This is a genomic window from Corallococcus sp. CA053C, from assembly GCF_003611675.1.
In the GTDB taxonomy this organism is placed as follows: domain Bacteria; phylum Myxococcota; class Myxococcia; order Myxococcales; family Myxococcaceae; genus Corallococcus.
In genome coordinates, this window is the sequence record NZ_RAWA01000218.1 from 1 (window position 1) to 15737 (window position 15737).

Below are 15737 nucleotides of genomic sequence, written 5' to 3' on the forward strand. Positions count from 1 at the left end.
GGGGAGCACGGGTGGGAGCACCGGCGCAGGCGGCCGGAGGGGACGGTGCTGTATGAGGCGGTGAGGGACAATCTCGCCACGTTTCTAGCGGAGGCGAGCGAAGTGGGGCGCGGCCTGCCCCGGTACGTGGAGCGGGACTTCACCCGATACCTGGAGTGCGGAGTATTGGCGCACGGCTTCGCGCGGGTGCGTTGTGAGAGTTGTAAGGACGAACTTCTCGTCGCCTTCTCGTGCAAGGGACGAGGGGTGTGCCCCTCCTGCAACGCGAAGCGGGCGTGATGTTGCACTTCGCGCTGGGCATCATCACTTGAATCTTCACCGCTCGCGCGTCAGAGCGACGACGTAGTCCAGGAACGTCCGGACCTTCGCCGACATGAGCTGCGCGGAGTGGTGGTACGCGTAGAGCGGATACGTCTCGTCGGCCCAGTCCGGGAGCACCTGGATCAGCCGGCCGTCGGCGATGAGGTCTCGCGTGTAGAGTTCCAGCATCTGCGTGACGCCCTGCCCCCCGAGACACGCCGCGAGCAGTGACCCTGTTTCGTTCACCGTCAGCCGCCCCTTCGCGTTCACCGGAACGATCTTGCTGCCGCGCACGAACTCCCACTCGAAGTGGCTTCCCGTGGCGGGGTTTCGCATCAGCACGCACTCGTGCTTTTCGACGTCGCTCGGGCGGCGGGGTAGGCCGTGGCGCGCGACGTAGGCCGGTGAGGCGCAGGTGACGATGCGTGAGCGCAGGAGCAGGCGGGACTTCAGGGCCGACGGCTCCGGCAGGCCGAACCGGATGCTCACGTCGAAGCCCTCGCGGACCAGGTCTCCCATCCGGTCGCGCACCACCAACTCCATCGCCAGGTCCGGGTGCTTCTCCAGGAACGGCTGGAGGCGCGGCGTCAGCACGAACTGCCCGATGCCCGCGTCGAGGTTCACGCGCAGGCGGCCCCGCACCCGGGACGAAGCACTGCCCGCTTCGGTGGCCGCGTCCTCGATGGCCGCCAGGTGGGGCGCGACCGCTTCGTAGAAGCGCAGTCCCTCCTCCGTCAGAGAGATGGAGCGCGCCGTGCGCCGGAAGAGGCGGACCCCCAGCCGGTCCTCCAGCCGCGCCACCGCGCGGCTGACCGCGGGCTGGGTCAGGCCCAGCGCCTCCCCTGCTCGTACGAAGCTCCCCGCCGCCACCACCGCGCGAAGAAGTCCCAGGCCATCCAGCGAATGTCGGTCGAAGTCGCGAGGCGTACTTTTCGTCATGCTCAGGATTCAGAGCCTACGCGTGCGAAGGGCTCGGCGAAACCGCACCCTTCGACCCAGGTTGAATGCCGCCGCGCGCGGCTCACGGGAAGGGACTTCATCATGCGTGTTTTCGTTACGGGTGCTACGGGCTTCGTGGGTTCCGCCGTCGTCCAGGAACTCCTGGGCGCGGGTCACCAGGTGCTCGGCCTGGTCCGGTCGGACGCGTCCGCCAGGGCGCTCGCCGCGACGGGGGCCCAGGTGCATCGAGGGTCGCTGGAGGACCTCGACAGTTTGCGCCGGGGCGCCGCCGCCACGGAGGGCGTCATCCACACGGCGTTCATCCACGACAACTTCGCGAACATCGCGGCTGCCAGTGAGAGGGACCGGATGGCCATCGAGGCCATGGGTGCCGAACTCGCGGGCTCGAACCGCCCCTTCGTCGTCACCTCCGCCATTGGCCTCCTCACGCAGGGCCGCGTGGGGACCGAACGCGACATGCCCGACACCTCCTCCGCCGGGGGACACCGCACGGCCTCGGAGCAGAAAGCCCTCGGGCTGGCGTCGCGCGGGGTGCGTGTGTCGTTGCTGCGGCTCCCCTCGTCAGTGCATGACGACGGCGACCACGGGTTCGTCCCGGCGCTCATCCAGATCGCTAGGGCCAAGGGCGTGTCGGCGTACATCGGTGAAGGGCGCAACCGCTGGGCCGCGGTGCACCGGCTGGACGCGGCCCGGCTCTACAGGCTGGCGATGGAGAAGGGAGCGGCCGGGGCCACGTTCCACAGCATCGGCGACGAGGGCATTGCGACCCGGGAGCTCGCGGAGGTGATTGGCCACCGCTTGAACGTGCCGGTCGTGTCGAAGTCTCCCCAGGAGGCCGCCGGGCACTTCACCTGGCTGGCGCGCTTCTTCGGCAGCGACGCTCCGGCGTCGAGCACGCTCACGCGGGAGCAGCTGGGATGGGAGCCCCAGCGGCCCGGGCTCATTGAGGACCTGGAGCGGGGCAGCTACTTCAACTCGTGAACCGGAGGCCCAACATGACCGAGACGAAGCTGGGTGGAAGCGGGCGTCAGCAGCCCTCCTCTTCCTCTCTGCTCTCGCCCGTGCCCTTCAACACTGCTCCTATCCTTCTAATGCGTACATGGCCCCCATTCCGCCTATGGTCTTGCACCAGCTCGCCCCCTCAAACAGGGTCCCCATTCCGCCTATAGTCATAGTTCCTGGTGGGTAGAGATAGACATCTTGTGCGCGAATTTCCAAGAAGATAGTATTCACTTCGGGTCATGTTGAGTGCTTTTTGACTCCAACGCCCGCGAGCCTTTGCGGCTCCCTAAATCCCTGGAGATTCAAGATGCGCCGTACTCTGCTGCTTTGCATGTTGGGGCTGGCCAGCGCCTGTGGTGGACCGGAGATGCAAGACGAAGCCTCCGATACCTTAGGAGAGGTCAATCAGCGACTGGCTCTGATGGACTATCAGGCGGCTGATACCGCCAGCGCAGCGAACCCGACTACGTCGGCGAACTCCTACGTTGATCTCATCGCCAACGAAGCGGTCATGATTGGCACCTGCGTGCTCAATGAGGCCTACTTCAGCGGGGACACGGCCCTACGTCTCTACAACCCCAGCGCGACTCAAGTCGCATACAACGACGACTATTGCGGCGGGTATGGTTCGAAGATCAGCTATACGCCGACCGTGAGTGGGAGCTTCCTGCTGCGTGCGGGATGCTACTCTTCGGGGGCATGCTCGGGAACGGTCGCGATCGCGCGGCGCAAGGGAGCGCCGGTCTCTTTCAACGTCACCAATACGAACAACGCTCAGCTCAATACCTTCAACAAGCAGTACTCGTTCGCAGGAGGAGACCTCGTTCGCGTGAGCACCTGCGCGTACAATTCCACGGGCGCGACGGCTTCAGGGGATACGTACCTGCGGCTCTATCGCAACGTGGGTGGCGTATTCACCGAGGTTGCAGCAAACGACACCGCGTCGACATCCTGTGGGTCCGCAGCTGAAATCGTCTATTCGATTCCCTCGTCAGGATACTACCAGTTCCGCGCCGGCTGCGCGACCAACACTGCCTGCAGCGGCAACGTGGCTGTCTACGTAGAGTAGTCAGGGGAGCTGAGTGGGAGAAGCTCGGCAACCCGATTTGGGGGGCCGAGCTTTCAGTTTGTCTGAATTCCCTAAAGTGCTTCAGGCGTCTGCGAGGAAGCCAGCAGCGCAGTCCCCACCACCTCCGGTTCCTCCAGATGGCTCTCCTGCTAGACACCCAGATAGTAGATGAATGGCAACCGAGAGGACAGCCACGGTGGCCGCGACCCTGGCGCATGACGGCCGGGGAATCCCCAACGCATCCGCCGCCGCCTTCAGGTCCCACGCACTCCCCCGCAGCGCGGCCAGCAGCTCCGCTTCCGTCACCTGCGAGGGCTTGCGCCGGGGCACGGCCGGCTCGCGGGCGTCCGGTATCTTCACGGCCACTACGACAGGGGCAGCCGCGTCCGGTCCCCCAACGCCTCATCTAGCTGTGAGCCCATTGGCAGCCGCGCCTGTCCCCGGCTGCCAATGACCAGCTGCCGCGTCAGGTTGCGAAGCTGGCGGATGTTGCCCGGCCACGCCGCCCGCACCAGCCGCGACGCCAGCGACGCGGGCAGCCACGGCTCCGCGTGCGGGTCCTCCGTGTCCAACTGTCCTGCGTCGCCCAGGGCCGCCAATTCCTCGCGCGCGAAGTGGAAGAACAGCCGTCCGACGTCTTCACGCCGCTCGCGCAGGGGCGGCACGCGCAGGTCGTAGCCCGCCAGCCGGTGCAGCAGCGGCGCCTTGAAGCGCCCGTCGCGAAGCTGTTCCTCTTGCCCGACGCATCATCGCCGCGAGTTCAGATAGAGCGGCATTTGATGCTATTACAGCATTTCTACACTATTCCGTCATTGGGCTTCCACAGTGGAGTGACAATGTTTTGCCGTCTCCACCTGGGCCGCCCCAATCCGATCCTGTTTCACCACCGGACGGAGGCGGGCCCACAGAAGGAGAGCCTCTGCTTGGGCGAGACGGTGGAGGAGCCGGAACCGTCTCCGCGCCCGCTGGCACCTCGATCCTGCTCCGCGCCTGCCTGGGGAGCGGCGGGGCCCTTGTGGCCTGCAACGGCTGGGTTCCATTCGTCGCGCGTTGAAGTCCTGATTCACGGTTCGGATGATCCGGTCGTTGCCCAAGGCGAGGCATGTCTCTGCCATTCCTGGCGTTGGTGGTGGATGATCAACGCCATCAAGCTCCACCGGCAGCTTCATGGCCGCGGCCTGAAGGAAGCGAAGGGGTGGGTTGCTCTGCTTGGGAGCGGCGGCAATCAAACCCGCCGCTTCCATGGCCTCACCGCTCCTCAAGGACCTAATGCCCGTACGCGTTGCGCAGGTGCGCGGCGCTGCTGCGCACGCGGTCGCGCCTCGTGTCGCCGCGCTCATCGCGCAGGTACATGCTGCCCAAGAGCCCCACGGCCGCGAGTGGCAGGGCAACGGGTGCGAGGGTCTTGAGGCGGTGCTCGGCGCTGTCCACGCGGTCGGCCAGCAGCTTCAGCAGCCAGAACTGGGGCTTGTGGTCCGGCATGCTCGCTGCCCACTTGCGGATGAGCCCCGACAGTCCCTTGGGAGGGCAGGTGGTGCCGAAGACGGGCGGCCACTCCCGGTTGGGGCGGCCGTGCTTGAACACGGCCGAGCTCGCGGGATCCATGCGCTCCATGTCCATGCGCGCATTCGGCCAGGGCTCGGGCGTGCGCATCATCGGCACGCCGGGGCGGCGCGACAGGTCCTGGTCCACGCCCCACCAGGCCGGGCGCCGCGGGGCCTGCACGGCCTTGTAGCCAGAGTGGAGCTGGATGTCCTCGGCGCTGCTCAACCGGGGCTCCCGTGTCGTGTGAATCGTTTTCATGTGGGTCGTCTCCGGGTCAGTGGACGCTGGGGCCGTTGGGGAAGAGGGCGCACTTGATGCACCCGTCCTGCTTCCGGGCCATCGTGCGGTAGAACTCCGGGGCCTTCTCCAGCGGACCCCGGTGCGTGAACACCTCCGACGGGCGGATGCAGCCGGCCTGGATGTGTTCGAAGAGCCGCGGCATGTAGCGCTTCACGCTCGCCTGGCCCGTGCGCATGGTCTGCGCCTTGTTCATGAACGTGCCGATGTCCACGCCCGTGAACGGCGGGCCGTACGCGCCGATGACGGAGATGGTGCCGCCCTTCTTCGTGGCGTGGATGGCGGTGTTGAGCGCCTGCGGGCTGCCCGCCTCGAGCTTCGCGTAGATGCCGAGCGCGCGGTGCATGGGGCTGCCAGCGGCCTCGGCCCCCACACCGCGTCGATGGTCGCGTCCGCGCCCAGGTCCTCCGTCATTCCCTTGATGATCGTGACCAGGTCCACGTCGCGGAAGTTGAGCGTCTCCACGCCCAGCCACCGGCGCGCGAAGTCGAGCTTGTAGTCAGCCTGGCACAGGCCGCGTGCACAGCTGCCGGCCGGACGACCCATCCCCTGGACCCGCACTTACGGTGTAGAGAGGCGGGATGAACGATGTGAACCTGGTGGAACTCGCGCGGCGGTTCGAGCGCAAGCAGGCGCAGGTCGCGGTGGGGCTGGCGACGGAGTCCGCGCCGCTGGCGGACGGGTGGATGGCCTTCGGCGGCGTGGGCTCCTACGTGAACAAGTCGTGCGGGTATGGGCTCGGCCAGGAGGTCACCGGGGCGCAGCTGGACGCGCTGGTGGACTTCTTCTCCTCGCGCGGCGTGGAGCCGAAGGCGGAGCTGAGTCCGTACACGCCGGTGCCGCTGCTCCACGCCCTGGCGGAGCGCGGGTTCGTGCTGCGTGAGTTCGAGACGGTGCTGTACCGGCCGCTTCGTGAGACCGAGGACCTGCGCAAGCTGAGCCGGGGCGCCCCTGCGGAGCTGACCATCGAGCGCATCGACCCCTCCGACGACGCGGCGGTGCGCAGGTTCGCCGAGGTCTCCGGCAGCGGCTTCGTCCCCGAGGGCGAGACGCTGTCAGAGGGATTCCTGGCGATGGGCATGAAGGGTGCTCGCACCCCGGGGACGGATGCGTTCGTGGCGTGGCTCAACGGCGTCCCTGTGGGGGCGGGCGGCTGCGAGACGAGCGACGGGCTCACGTCCCTGTTCGGCACGTCGGTGCTGCCCGCGTGGCGCCGACGCGGCATCCAGCAGGCATTGATTGCCGCCCGGCTGGTGCGCGCCGTGGAGCTGGGCAGCGACGTGGCGGCCATCATGTCCGGGCCCGGCATCCCCACCGAACGCAATGCCATGCGCATGGGCTTCCTGATGGCCTACGCCCGCGCCGTGCTGGTGAAGCACGGCGCGGGCCTGGAGCCTTCGCCCTAACGCGGCGGGGCCCGGAGCCACGTCGTCAGTCGCTGCGCGAGCCCCTGGACGTTGGGGGCTCGCAGCAGCGTGTAGTGGTTGCCCGGCAGCTCCTCACGCAGCAGCTCGCCTTGGATGACGGCGCCCCAGCCTTCGTCCCTGCCTCCGGTGGCTTGCAGCAGCAGGACGCGCCCCGCGAACAGTCCGGGGCGGTAGCGCTTCAAGGCTCGCAGGTTGTGGGTGAAGATCCGGAGGAGGGTGCGTCCCTGGGCCTGCTCCGCTTCCGGTGCCGCGAGCTGTCCGTGGTCGAGCTCGAACAACGTGGCGACCTGCCGCGCGTCGTCCACGTCCTGCGGCACCCGGTCGTCCGTCGCCGGGCTGGGGTCGATGAGGGCCACGAGCTCCACCGTGTCTCCTCCGGCCTGGAGCTGGCGGGCCATCTCGAAGGCCACCACGCCTCCCATGGACCAGCCTCCCAGGCGATAGGGGCCCGTCGGTTGGACGGTCCGGAGGGCGGTCACGTAGAGCGCCGCCATCGCCTCCACGGTGTCCAGCGGCGGAAGGGTTCCATCGAGCCCCTGCGATTGGAGGCCGTAGAACGGTTGGTCCGGACCGAGCTGCTTCGCCAGCTCCGCGTACGCCAGCACGTTGCCTCCCACCGGGTGGACGCAGAAGAAGGGCCGCTGCGTGCCCTCGCGCTGGATGGGCACGAGCGGTGAGAAGGCCGTAGGCGCCTGACGCAGCAGCCGGGCCAGTTGCTCCACCGTGGGCGCCTGGAACAGCGCGGCCAGTGGCAGGTCGCGGTGCAGCCGCTCCCGGATGCGCGCCATCAGCTTCACGGCGAGCAGCGAGTGTCCGCCCAGGTCGAAGAACGGCCGCGTGACGCCGATGGGCCGGACACCGAGCAGCTCTTCCCAGAGGGCCACCAGCTCCCGCTCCAATGCGTCGCGCGGCGCGACGAGGGGCTCCGGGCCGGCCAGCGCGTCCGGCACCCGGGGCCTCTCCGGGATGACCTTGCGGCGCAGCTCGTCGGCGGTGAGCAGGGGCTTCCTGTCCAGGGGTGCGTCGGGCGCCGCGAGGACGTCTTCCAGCAGCCGGGCCCACTGCTCCATCAGCCTCTCGACCGTGGCCGCTTCGAAGAGGTCCGTGCTGTAGGTCAGCGCTCCCTGGAAGCCTTCGGGCAGCCGGGTCAGCGCGAGGTCCAGGTCGAACTTCGCTGGCGGCGAGGCCGCCTCCACCGGCTTCAGCGTCAGGCCAGGCAGGTTCACCTCCGATGCGGGCGTGTTGTGCAGCGCGAAGAGGGCTTGGAAGAGCGGCGTGCGTCCCAGGTCGCGTTCCGGTTGGAGCGCTTCCACCAGTCGCTCGAAGGGGAGGTCCTGGTGTTCGTAGGCGCCCAGCGTGTTGGCGCGCACCTCCGCGAGGATCTTCCGGAACGACGTGCTCGCGTCGAAGGGGGCGCGCAGGACCAGCGTGTTGACGAAGAAGCCGATGAGCCCTTCGGTCTCCGCGTGACGGCGGTTCGCGATGGGCGTGCCTACCAGCACGTCGTCCTGTCCGGTGTACCGGGACAGCAGCGTCTGGAACGCGGCCATCAACACCATGAACGGTGTGGCGCCTTCGCGCTTCGCCAGTGCCTCCACCGCGTCGCTCAACGCGGGGGACAGGTGCACCGGCAGCAGGGCGCCCCGGGCGGAGCGCTTCGGTGGGCGGGGCCTGTCGGTGGGCAGCGCCAGGGCGTGCGGTGCGCCGGCGAGCTGTCGCCGCCACCAGTCGAGCTGCGTGTCCAGCACCCGGCCCTCCAGCCACGCTCGCTGCCAGACGGCGTAGTCCGCGTACTGCACGGGCAGGTAGGGCAGCGGTGACGGTTGGCCCTGGCGGAAGGCCTCGTAGAGCGCCACCAGCTCGCGCACGAGCACGTCGAAGGACCAGCCGTCGGAGACGGTGTGATGCAGGCACAGGAGGAGCATGTGCTCGCGCTCCTCCAGTCTCAGGAGCGTGAAGCGCGCCAGCGGCCCCGTGCCCAGGTCGAAGGGACGCTGCGCTTCTGCTTCCGCCCGTCTTGCGGCCTCGGCTTCGCGCGCGTCCGCGGGCAGGTGGCCCAGGTCCTCCACGCGCAACCTCCCGGGCCGGGCCGGATGGATCCGCTGGCGGGGCTCTCCGTCCCGGGCCTCGTACGTGGTGCGCAGCGTTTCATGCCTTCGCACCAGCGCGTCGACGGCCTCCAGGAGGGCGGGCACGTCCACCGTGCCGGACAGGCGCAGCGCGAAGGGCATGGTGTAGAGCGGGCTGCCGGGTTCGAGCTGATCAATGAACCACAACCGCTGCTGCGCGAAGGACAGCGGCGGCAGGCCGTCCACCCTGGCCCGGGTCAGGGGCGGCAGGGCGTTGACGGTCGCGGCGGTCGGCAGGCGCTGCGCGAGGGCCGCCACCGTGGGGGACTCGAAGAGGGCCCGGACGGCGAGCTCCACGCCGAAGCCCGCTCGCACGCGGGCCACCACCTGTGTGGCCAGCAGCGAGTGGCCTCCCAGCTCGAAGAAGTTGTCGTGGCGTCCCACGGCGGGCACGCGCAGCAACGTGCTCCAGATGGCGGCGAGGCGCTCCTCCGTGGGCGTCGCCGGGGCTTCGTAGGTGCGCTCGGGGAGGTGCGACGCATCCGGCGCGGGCAGCGCCTTGCGGTCCAGCTTGCCGTTCGGCGTCAGCGGCAGGACGGGCAGGGCGATGAGGGCCGCGGGCACCATGTAGGCGGGCAGGTGCTGGCGCAGGTGCTCCCGCAGCGGCGCGGTGTCCTGGTCGGGCGTGACGTAGGCCACGAGGCTCGCGTCTCGCACCAGGGCCACCGCGTCGCGGACTCCCGGGTGCGTGCGCAGCGTGGCTTCGATTTCGCCCAGCTCGATGCGATAGCCGCGCAGCTTCACCTGGAAGTCGAGGCGACCCATGAAGTCGAGCGTGCCGTCCTCGCGCCAGCGGGCCTTGTCTCCCGTGCGGTACAGACGCGCTCCGGGCTCGGTGCCAAACGCATCCGGCATGAAGCGCTCCGCCGTCAGGTGTGGCCGTCCCAGGTAGCCTCGGGCAACGCCCTCTCCGGCGAAGCACAGCTCTCCCGGCAGGCCGAAGGGTGTCAACTCCTGGCGCTCGTCGAGGATGTACGCGCGCAGGTTGTCCAGCGGCCTTCCGATGACGGGCATCGCGTGGGGCGTGCCCTGGATGTTCCAGGCCGTGGCGTCGACGGTGCACTCGGTGGGGCCGTAGGTGTTGAAGGCCCGCGTGCGCGTCGTCGCGGCGAGCTGTCGCCAGAGCACCTCGTCCAGCGCCTCGCCGCCCACGAGCAGCAGCGACGGCACCCGAGCGCGCTCCAGCATCCCCGCGTCCAGCAGGAGCTTGAGCTGCGCGGGCGTGCAATCCAGCGTGTCCACCCGCGTCGCCTCCAACCACGGCAGCATCCGCTCCGGATCCAGGCGCGTGTCCTCGGGGACGGGACACAGGCAGTGGCCGTCGAGGAGCCAGAGGATCTGATCCATGGACGCGTCGAAGAACAGGGGCGCGTTGACGCCGATGCGCAGCCCCGGCGGCCGCCCCGCGTAGACGGTGCGGAGGAGCGCCCGGTGCAGGTGGAGCAGCGAGCGGTGCCGCACCATCACGCCCTTGGGCGTGCCCGTGGAGCCGGACGTGTAGATGACGTACGCGAGGTTTTCGGCGCTCGCCGACGGCGGCGGGTTCTCGCGGGGCAGGGTGGACAGCCGCTCGCGTTCGACATCGAGCCGCACCACCTGGGGCACGTCCGGTCGCCACGCCTCGGCCAGGGCTTGTGAGGTCAGCAGCACGGAGGCGCCGCAGTCGCGCAGGAGCAGGGACTTGCGCGCGGAAGGCGCCGCCGGATCCAGGGGGACGAAGGCGCCCCCGGCCTTGAGCACCGCGAGCAGCGCGACGATGACGTCCGCCGAGCGCTCCAGGCACAACCCCACCGGGACCTCCGGCCCGACCCCCCGGGCCCGCAGGTCCCAGGCGAGCTGGTTGGCGCGCGTGTTGAGCTGCTGGAAGGACAGCGTCGTCTCCTCGAACACCACGGCGTCCGCGTCCGGGGTCCGCGCCACCTGTTCCTCGATGCGACCGTGCAGCGTGCCGTCGCGGTCGAAGTCCGTGATGCCGCCGCTCCACGGGCCCAGCAGCCGGGCCCGCTCGTCGGGGGAGATGAGCGACAGCTCGCGCAGCGGCGCATCCGGCCGGGCGAGCGCGGACTCCAGCAGCACGCGCAGGTGCGTGAGGATCCGCGTGGGCGTGGAGCGCTCGAACAGATCCGTGGCGTATTCGAGCGTGCCCCGGAAGCCGTCCTCCTGTCGGTTCAGGTCCAGGCTCAGGTCGAACTGGGACGTGGTGCGGTCGCCGATGCGCGCCGGGCGCACGGTGAGCCCGGGCACGGACAGCTCCGGCACCGGCGCGTTCTGCAGCGCGAACATCACCTGGAAGAGCGGCATGCGGCCCAGGTCTCGCGTCGCGTGCAGCGACTCCACCAGCCGCTCGAACGGGATGTCCTGGTGTTCGTAGGCGCCCAGCGTCGTGGCGCGCACCTGGGCCAGCAGCTCCCGGAACGTCGTCCGGGCCCCGAAGCTGCCGCGCAGCACCAGCGTGTTGACGAAGAAGCCGATGAGCCCTTCGGTCTCCGCGTGGCGCCGGTTCGCGATGGGCGAACCCACGAGCACGTCGTCCTGACCGGAGTACCGGTGCAGCACGGTCTGGAACGCCGCGAGCAACACCATGAAGGGCGTCACGCCCTCCTGCTGCGCCAGGGCCTCCACCTGTTCGGCCAGGGCTCGTGGCAGGTGCACTGGCACGGTGTCGCCACGCTGGGTGGAGATTGCGGGCCGGGGCTTGTCCGTGGGCAGCTCCAGGGCCCTCGGTGCTCCGGCGAGCTGCTGCTTCCACCAGTCGAGCTGCGCCTCCAGCGCCTCGCCCTGGAGCCAGCCGCGCTGCCAGAGGGCGAAGTCGGCGTACTGCACGGGCAGCTCAGGGAGCGTGGGCATCCGGCCTTCGCGCAGGGCTTCGTAGAGGGCGGTGAGCTCACGCACCAGCACGCCCAGGGACCAGCCGTCGGACACGATGTGGTGCAGGTGGAGCACCAGGACGTGCTCCTCCGCACCGAGCTTCAGCAGCAGGGCGCGGATCACCGGCCCCTGCTCCAGGTCGAACGGGCGCTGGGACTCCGCCGTCGCCCGCCGCTCCGCCTCCTGCTGTCTCTGGGCCGGGTCTTCCAGCTCCGTCAGGTCCACGCGCTCCAGGGGGACGGTGGCCTCCGCGTGGAGGTGCTGCACGGGCTGGCCCGCCTCCGTGCGGAAGGTGGTGCGCAGCGATTCGTGCCGCGCCATCAGCGCATTCAGGCTTCCCTTCAGCGCGTCCTCGTCCAGCGTGCCGAGGAGCGTCAGGGCGAACGGCATGTTGTACAGGCTGCTGCCCGGTTCGAGCTGATCGATGAACCACAGTCGCTGCTGCGCGAACGACAGCGGCAACACGGCCGGCCTTCGCGTGCGCGTGAGCGGTGGCACCTGGGATGTGCTCGCGAAGGTGGACAGACGCTCCGCGAGCGCGGCCACGGAGGGCGCGTTGAACAGCTCGCCCAGGGGCAGCTCTGCGCCGAACACCGAGCGGATCCGCGACACCACCTGCGTGGCCAGGAGCGAGTGGCCTCCCAGCTCGAAGAAGTCGTCGTGGATGCCCACCGCGTCCAGGTGCAGCACCTCCGCCCAGATGGCCGCGAGCTGTTCCTCCCTGACGTTGCGCGGGGCCTCGCGGGTCGCCTCGGTGGGCTTCGGTGCTTCGGGCACGGGCAGGGCCTTGCGGTCCACCTTGCCGTTCAGTGACAGCGGCAGGGTCGGCAGCTCCACCCACGTGGATGGCACCAGGTAGTCGGGAAGCTGCTGCTGCGCGTAGGCCTTCACGCGGTCGGTGCCGGCTTCACCGAGCACCACGTAGGCCACGAGCCGCTTCTCCCCGGGTACGTCCTCGCGCGCCAGCACCACGGCCTCCCGGACGTCGGGAGCCTGGCGCAGCACGGCCTCCACTTCGCCGGGCTCGATGCGGAAGCCACGGATCTTCACCTGGAAGTCGGTGCGGCCCAGGAACTCCAACGTCCCGTCCTCGCGCCAGCAGGTCTTGTCTCCCGTGCGGTACAGGCGGGCGCCCGGTGTGGTGGCGAAGGGGTGGGGGATGAAGCGCTCGGCGGTGAGGTCGGGCCGCTGGAGGTAGCCCCAGGCGAGGCCGTCGCCTCCGACGTACAGCTCCCCGGGGACTCCCGGTGGAACGGGCTGGAGCGCGGCGTCCAACACCCACGCGGTGGAGTTCGCCAGGGGCCGTCCGATGGGCACCGTGCGCTCCACGGTGTCCCCGGCGCGCAGCGTGTGCGTGGCGGAGAACGTCGTGTTCTCCGTGGGGCCGTACCCGTTGACGAGCACGGCGTCCGGGGCCATCCGCGAAAGGTGTTCGCGCACCCGGGGCACGGGCAGCACGTCACCGCCCGCCAGCACCTGGCGCACCCTCGCGAGCGCCGCGCCTTCGTGCAGGACCATCTGTTCGAACAGCGCGGCGGTGAGCCAGAGCGTGGTGATGCCTTCCGACGTCAACAGCGTGCCCAGCTCCGACAGCGAGAGCGCACGCGGTGGCGCCAGCACCAGCTTCGCGCCGTTCAGCAGCGCGCCCCAGACCTCCAGCGTGGACGCGTCGAACGCGACCGGGGCCACGTGGAGGAAGACTTCGTCCGGACCGGCGTGGATGAAGCGCGAGCCCCGGACGAGTCGCACGATGCCCCGGTGCGGCACGGTGACGCCCTTGGGGCGCCCGGTGCTTCCCGACGTGAACATCACGTAGGCCAGGGCTTCGGCCGGCACCCGCACGTCCAGCGGCGTGACGGGCTGCTTCGCGAGCAGGTCCGCCTCCGCGTCCAGGAGTACGAGGAGCCCCGCCTCCGCCGGCAGCTCATCCGCCAGCGCCTCCTGCGTGACGAGCACGCTGACGCCCGCTTCCTGGAGGATCCAGGTGATGCGCACGGACGGGGACTTCGCCTCCACGGGCACGTAGGCCGCGCCGGCCTTGAGGATGCCGAGCATTCCGACGAGGAGCTCCGGCGAGCGCTCCACGCACAGGCCCACCCGATCTCCCGGGCGCACGCCCATGCGCCGCAGGTGGTGCGCGAGCTGGTTCGACTGGCGGTCCAGCGCGGCATAGGTGAGCTCGCGCGCCGCCACCGGGGCCGCGTCCAGGAGGAAGGCTCCCGTGCTCGGGGGCAGCCGCATCGCGATCGCGTCAGGGGTGCGCGCGGCCTGCTCCGCGAACAGCGCGGGCACGGACGCTTCGCGCGGGTACTCCGTCGCGGTGGCGTTCCAGGTCTCCAGCACCTGCCTGCGCTCCTCGGCGGTGAGCAGCGGCAGGCGTGACAGCGGGGTCGCTGGTGTGGCCACCGCTGCATCGAGCAGCACGCGCAGGTGCCGCGCCATGCCGGCCACGGACCGTGGCGTGAACAGGGCGGTGTTGAAGTTGAGGCCGCCCACGAAGCCCTCCGGCGCGCGGTGCATCAGCCACTCCAGGTCGAAGCGGATCGCTCCCGGGTCGGTGTTCATCGACTGGAGCGACAGGCCGGGCAGGCCCAGCTTCGGCAGGGGCGCGTTCTGCAGCGTGAAGGTGACCTGGAAGAACGGCGTGCGGGCCAGGTCCCGGGCGGGGTGCAGCTCCTCGACGAGCTTCTCGAAGGGGACGTCCTGGTGCTCGTAGGCACCCAGGGTGGTGTCACGCACGCGGGTCAGCAATGTGAGGAAGGTGTCCTCCGCGCGCAGCCGGGTGCGCAGGACGACGGTGTTGGCGAAGTAGCCGATGAGCGCTTCGGACTCGGCGTGCTGGCGCCCCGCGATGGGCGAGCCCACGAGCACGTCGTCCTGGCCGGAGTAGCGACCCAGGAGCACCTGGAAGGCCGCCAGCAACACCATGAAGGGCGTCAGGCCCTCGCGCTTCGCCAGGGCCTCCACCGCCTCGCTGGAGGCGCGCGGCAGGGCGAACGGCATGAGCGCGCCGTGGAAGGTCTGCCGGGGCGGACGCGGATGATCCGTGGGCAGCTCCAGGTGGGACGGCGCGCCTTCGAGCTGCTGGCGCCACCACGCGAGCTGGTGTTCGAGCACCGCGCCCTGCAACCAGCCGCGCTGCCACAGCGCGTGGTCGGCGTACTGCACGGGCAGCTCGGACAGGGGTGACGGGAGGCCTTGGGAGAAGGCCGCGTAGAGGGTGCCCATCTCGCGCACGAGGACGCCGGTGGACCAGCCATCGGAGATGATGTGGTGCTGGTTCAGCACCAGCACGTGCTCCGTCGGGGACAGCTTGAGCAGGAGGGCTCGGATGAGCGGACCCTGCTCCAGGTCGAACGGGCTCCGGGTCTCTTCGAGGGCGAGCTTCGAGGCCTCGGCGCGACGCTGCTCCGGGTCGATGATGCCCGTGAGGTCCATGTGCCGGACCGGCAGGGGCAGGGACGGGTGGATGATCTGCTCCGGGGCTCCGCCATGCGCGCGGAACGAGGTGCGCAGGGCTTCGTGACGGCGCATCAGCTCGTCGAAGCTCCGCTGGAGCGCGCCCAGGTCGAGCGTGCCCTCCAGCTTCAGCGCGAACGGGACGTGGTACGCCGCGTCCGCGACGCCGAGCTGGTGGATGAACCACAGTCGCTGCTGGGCGAAGGACAACGGCAACACCGTGGGCCGCTCCATGCGCGTCAGCGGCGTGAGGGCCTGGGAGGAGCGCGCGGTGCTTTCGGAGGGGGCCTGCTGGCGAGGCTGCACGGAGGCGGAGCGCTGCTGCTCGACGGGCGATGGACGCGCCCGCGCTGACTCCGTTCCAGGTGAGGCATCGCCGGAGAGGCGCCGGGAGAGCGCTTCCACCGTCGGGGCCTCGAAGAGCATGCGCAGGGGCACGTTCTGTCCCAGGCGCGCACGGACCCGTGCGGCCACCTGGGTCGCCAGCAACGAGTGGCCTCCCAACTCGAAGAAGCTGTCCCTCACCCCGACCCGTTCAAGGCCGAGCACCTGCGCGAAGATCTCCGCCAGCGTGCGCTCGGTGTCGTCGCGCGGGGTGATGGATTCGCCGCGTGCGGTGGTGGGGGCCTCGGGCGCGGGCAGGGCCTTGCGGTCCACCTTGCCGCTGGGGGTCAGGGGCAG

The 15737-nt window shown here is 69.8% G+C and carries 8 protein-coding genes and 1 pseudogene; 4 read left to right on the top strand and 5 right to left on the bottom strand.

The window, feature by feature from the left end; genetic code table 11:
- A partial coding sequence (locus D7V97_RS25705) for a transposase zinc-binding domain-containing protein (RefSeq protein WP_199728932.1) occupies positions 1–279 on the top strand: 279 nt, incomplete at its 5' end.
- 36 nt (positions 280–315) lie between these two features.
- Here D7V97_RS25705 and D7V97_RS25710 read toward each other — a convergent pair.
- On the bottom strand, positions 316–1239 hold the full coding sequence (locus tag D7V97_RS25710) for a LysR family transcriptional regulator (RefSeq protein WP_120613280.1): 924 nt from the start codon (positions 1237–1239) through the stop codon (positions 316–318).
- 102 nt (positions 1240–1341) lie between these two features.
- On the opposite strand from D7V97_RS25710, the gene D7V97_RS25715 reads away from it, so the two are divergent.
- Positions 1342–2241: an SDR family oxidoreductase gene (locus D7V97_RS25715; protein ID WP_120613281.1), complete on the top strand. Its 900-nt coding sequence runs from the start codon at positions 1342–1344 to the stop codon at positions 2239–2241.
- A 328-nt stretch (positions 2242–2569) separates the two neighbouring features.
- A complete protein-coding gene (locus D7V97_RS44265; RefSeq protein WP_147444977.1) occupies positions 2570–3331 on the top strand; it encodes a hypothetical protein in 762 nt (253 codons plus the stop codon).
- A 216-nt stretch (positions 3332–3547) separates the two neighbouring features.
- On the opposite strand, the pseudogene D7V97_RS46050 reads toward D7V97_RS44265, so the two are convergent.
- The 3 genes and pseudogenes from D7V97_RS46050 to D7V97_RS25730 form a co-directional block, all read right to left on the bottom strand.
- Positions 3548–4065: pseudogene (locus D7V97_RS46050) on the bottom strand (sigma-54-dependent Fis family transcriptional regulator); the annotation flags it as partial.
- 532 nt (positions 4066–4597) lie between these two features.
- Positions 4598–5134 carry a hypothetical protein gene (locus D7V97_RS25725; protein WP_147444978.1) on the bottom strand — a complete coding sequence of 179 codons (537 nt, stop codon included), beginning with the start codon at positions 5132–5134 and terminating at the stop codon, positions 4598–4600.
- A 16-nt stretch (positions 5135–5150) separates the two neighbouring features.
- Positions 5151–5519 carry a hypothetical protein gene (locus D7V97_RS25730; protein WP_233583203.1) on the bottom strand — a complete coding sequence of 123 codons (369 nt, stop codon included), beginning with the start codon at positions 5517–5519 and terminating at the stop codon, positions 5151–5153.
- A gap of 235 nt (positions 5520–5754) precedes the next feature.
- On the opposite strand from D7V97_RS25730, the gene D7V97_RS25735 reads away from it, so the two are divergent.
- Complete coding sequence (locus D7V97_RS25735) at positions 5755–6579, top strand: GNAT family N-acetyltransferase (protein ID WP_120613283.1); 825 nt, start codon at positions 5755–5757, stop codon at positions 6577–6579.
- On the opposite strand, the gene D7V97_RS25740 is transcribed toward D7V97_RS25735, so the two are convergent.
- Positions 6576–15713, bottom strand: coding sequence for a non-ribosomal peptide synthetase (locus D7V97_RS25740; protein ID WP_233583204.1), 9138 nt, complete (start codon positions 15711–15713; stop codon positions 6576–6578). The genes D7V97_RS25735 and D7V97_RS25740 overlap by 4 nt on opposite strands.
- Positions 15714–15737 lie beyond the last annotated feature (24 nt).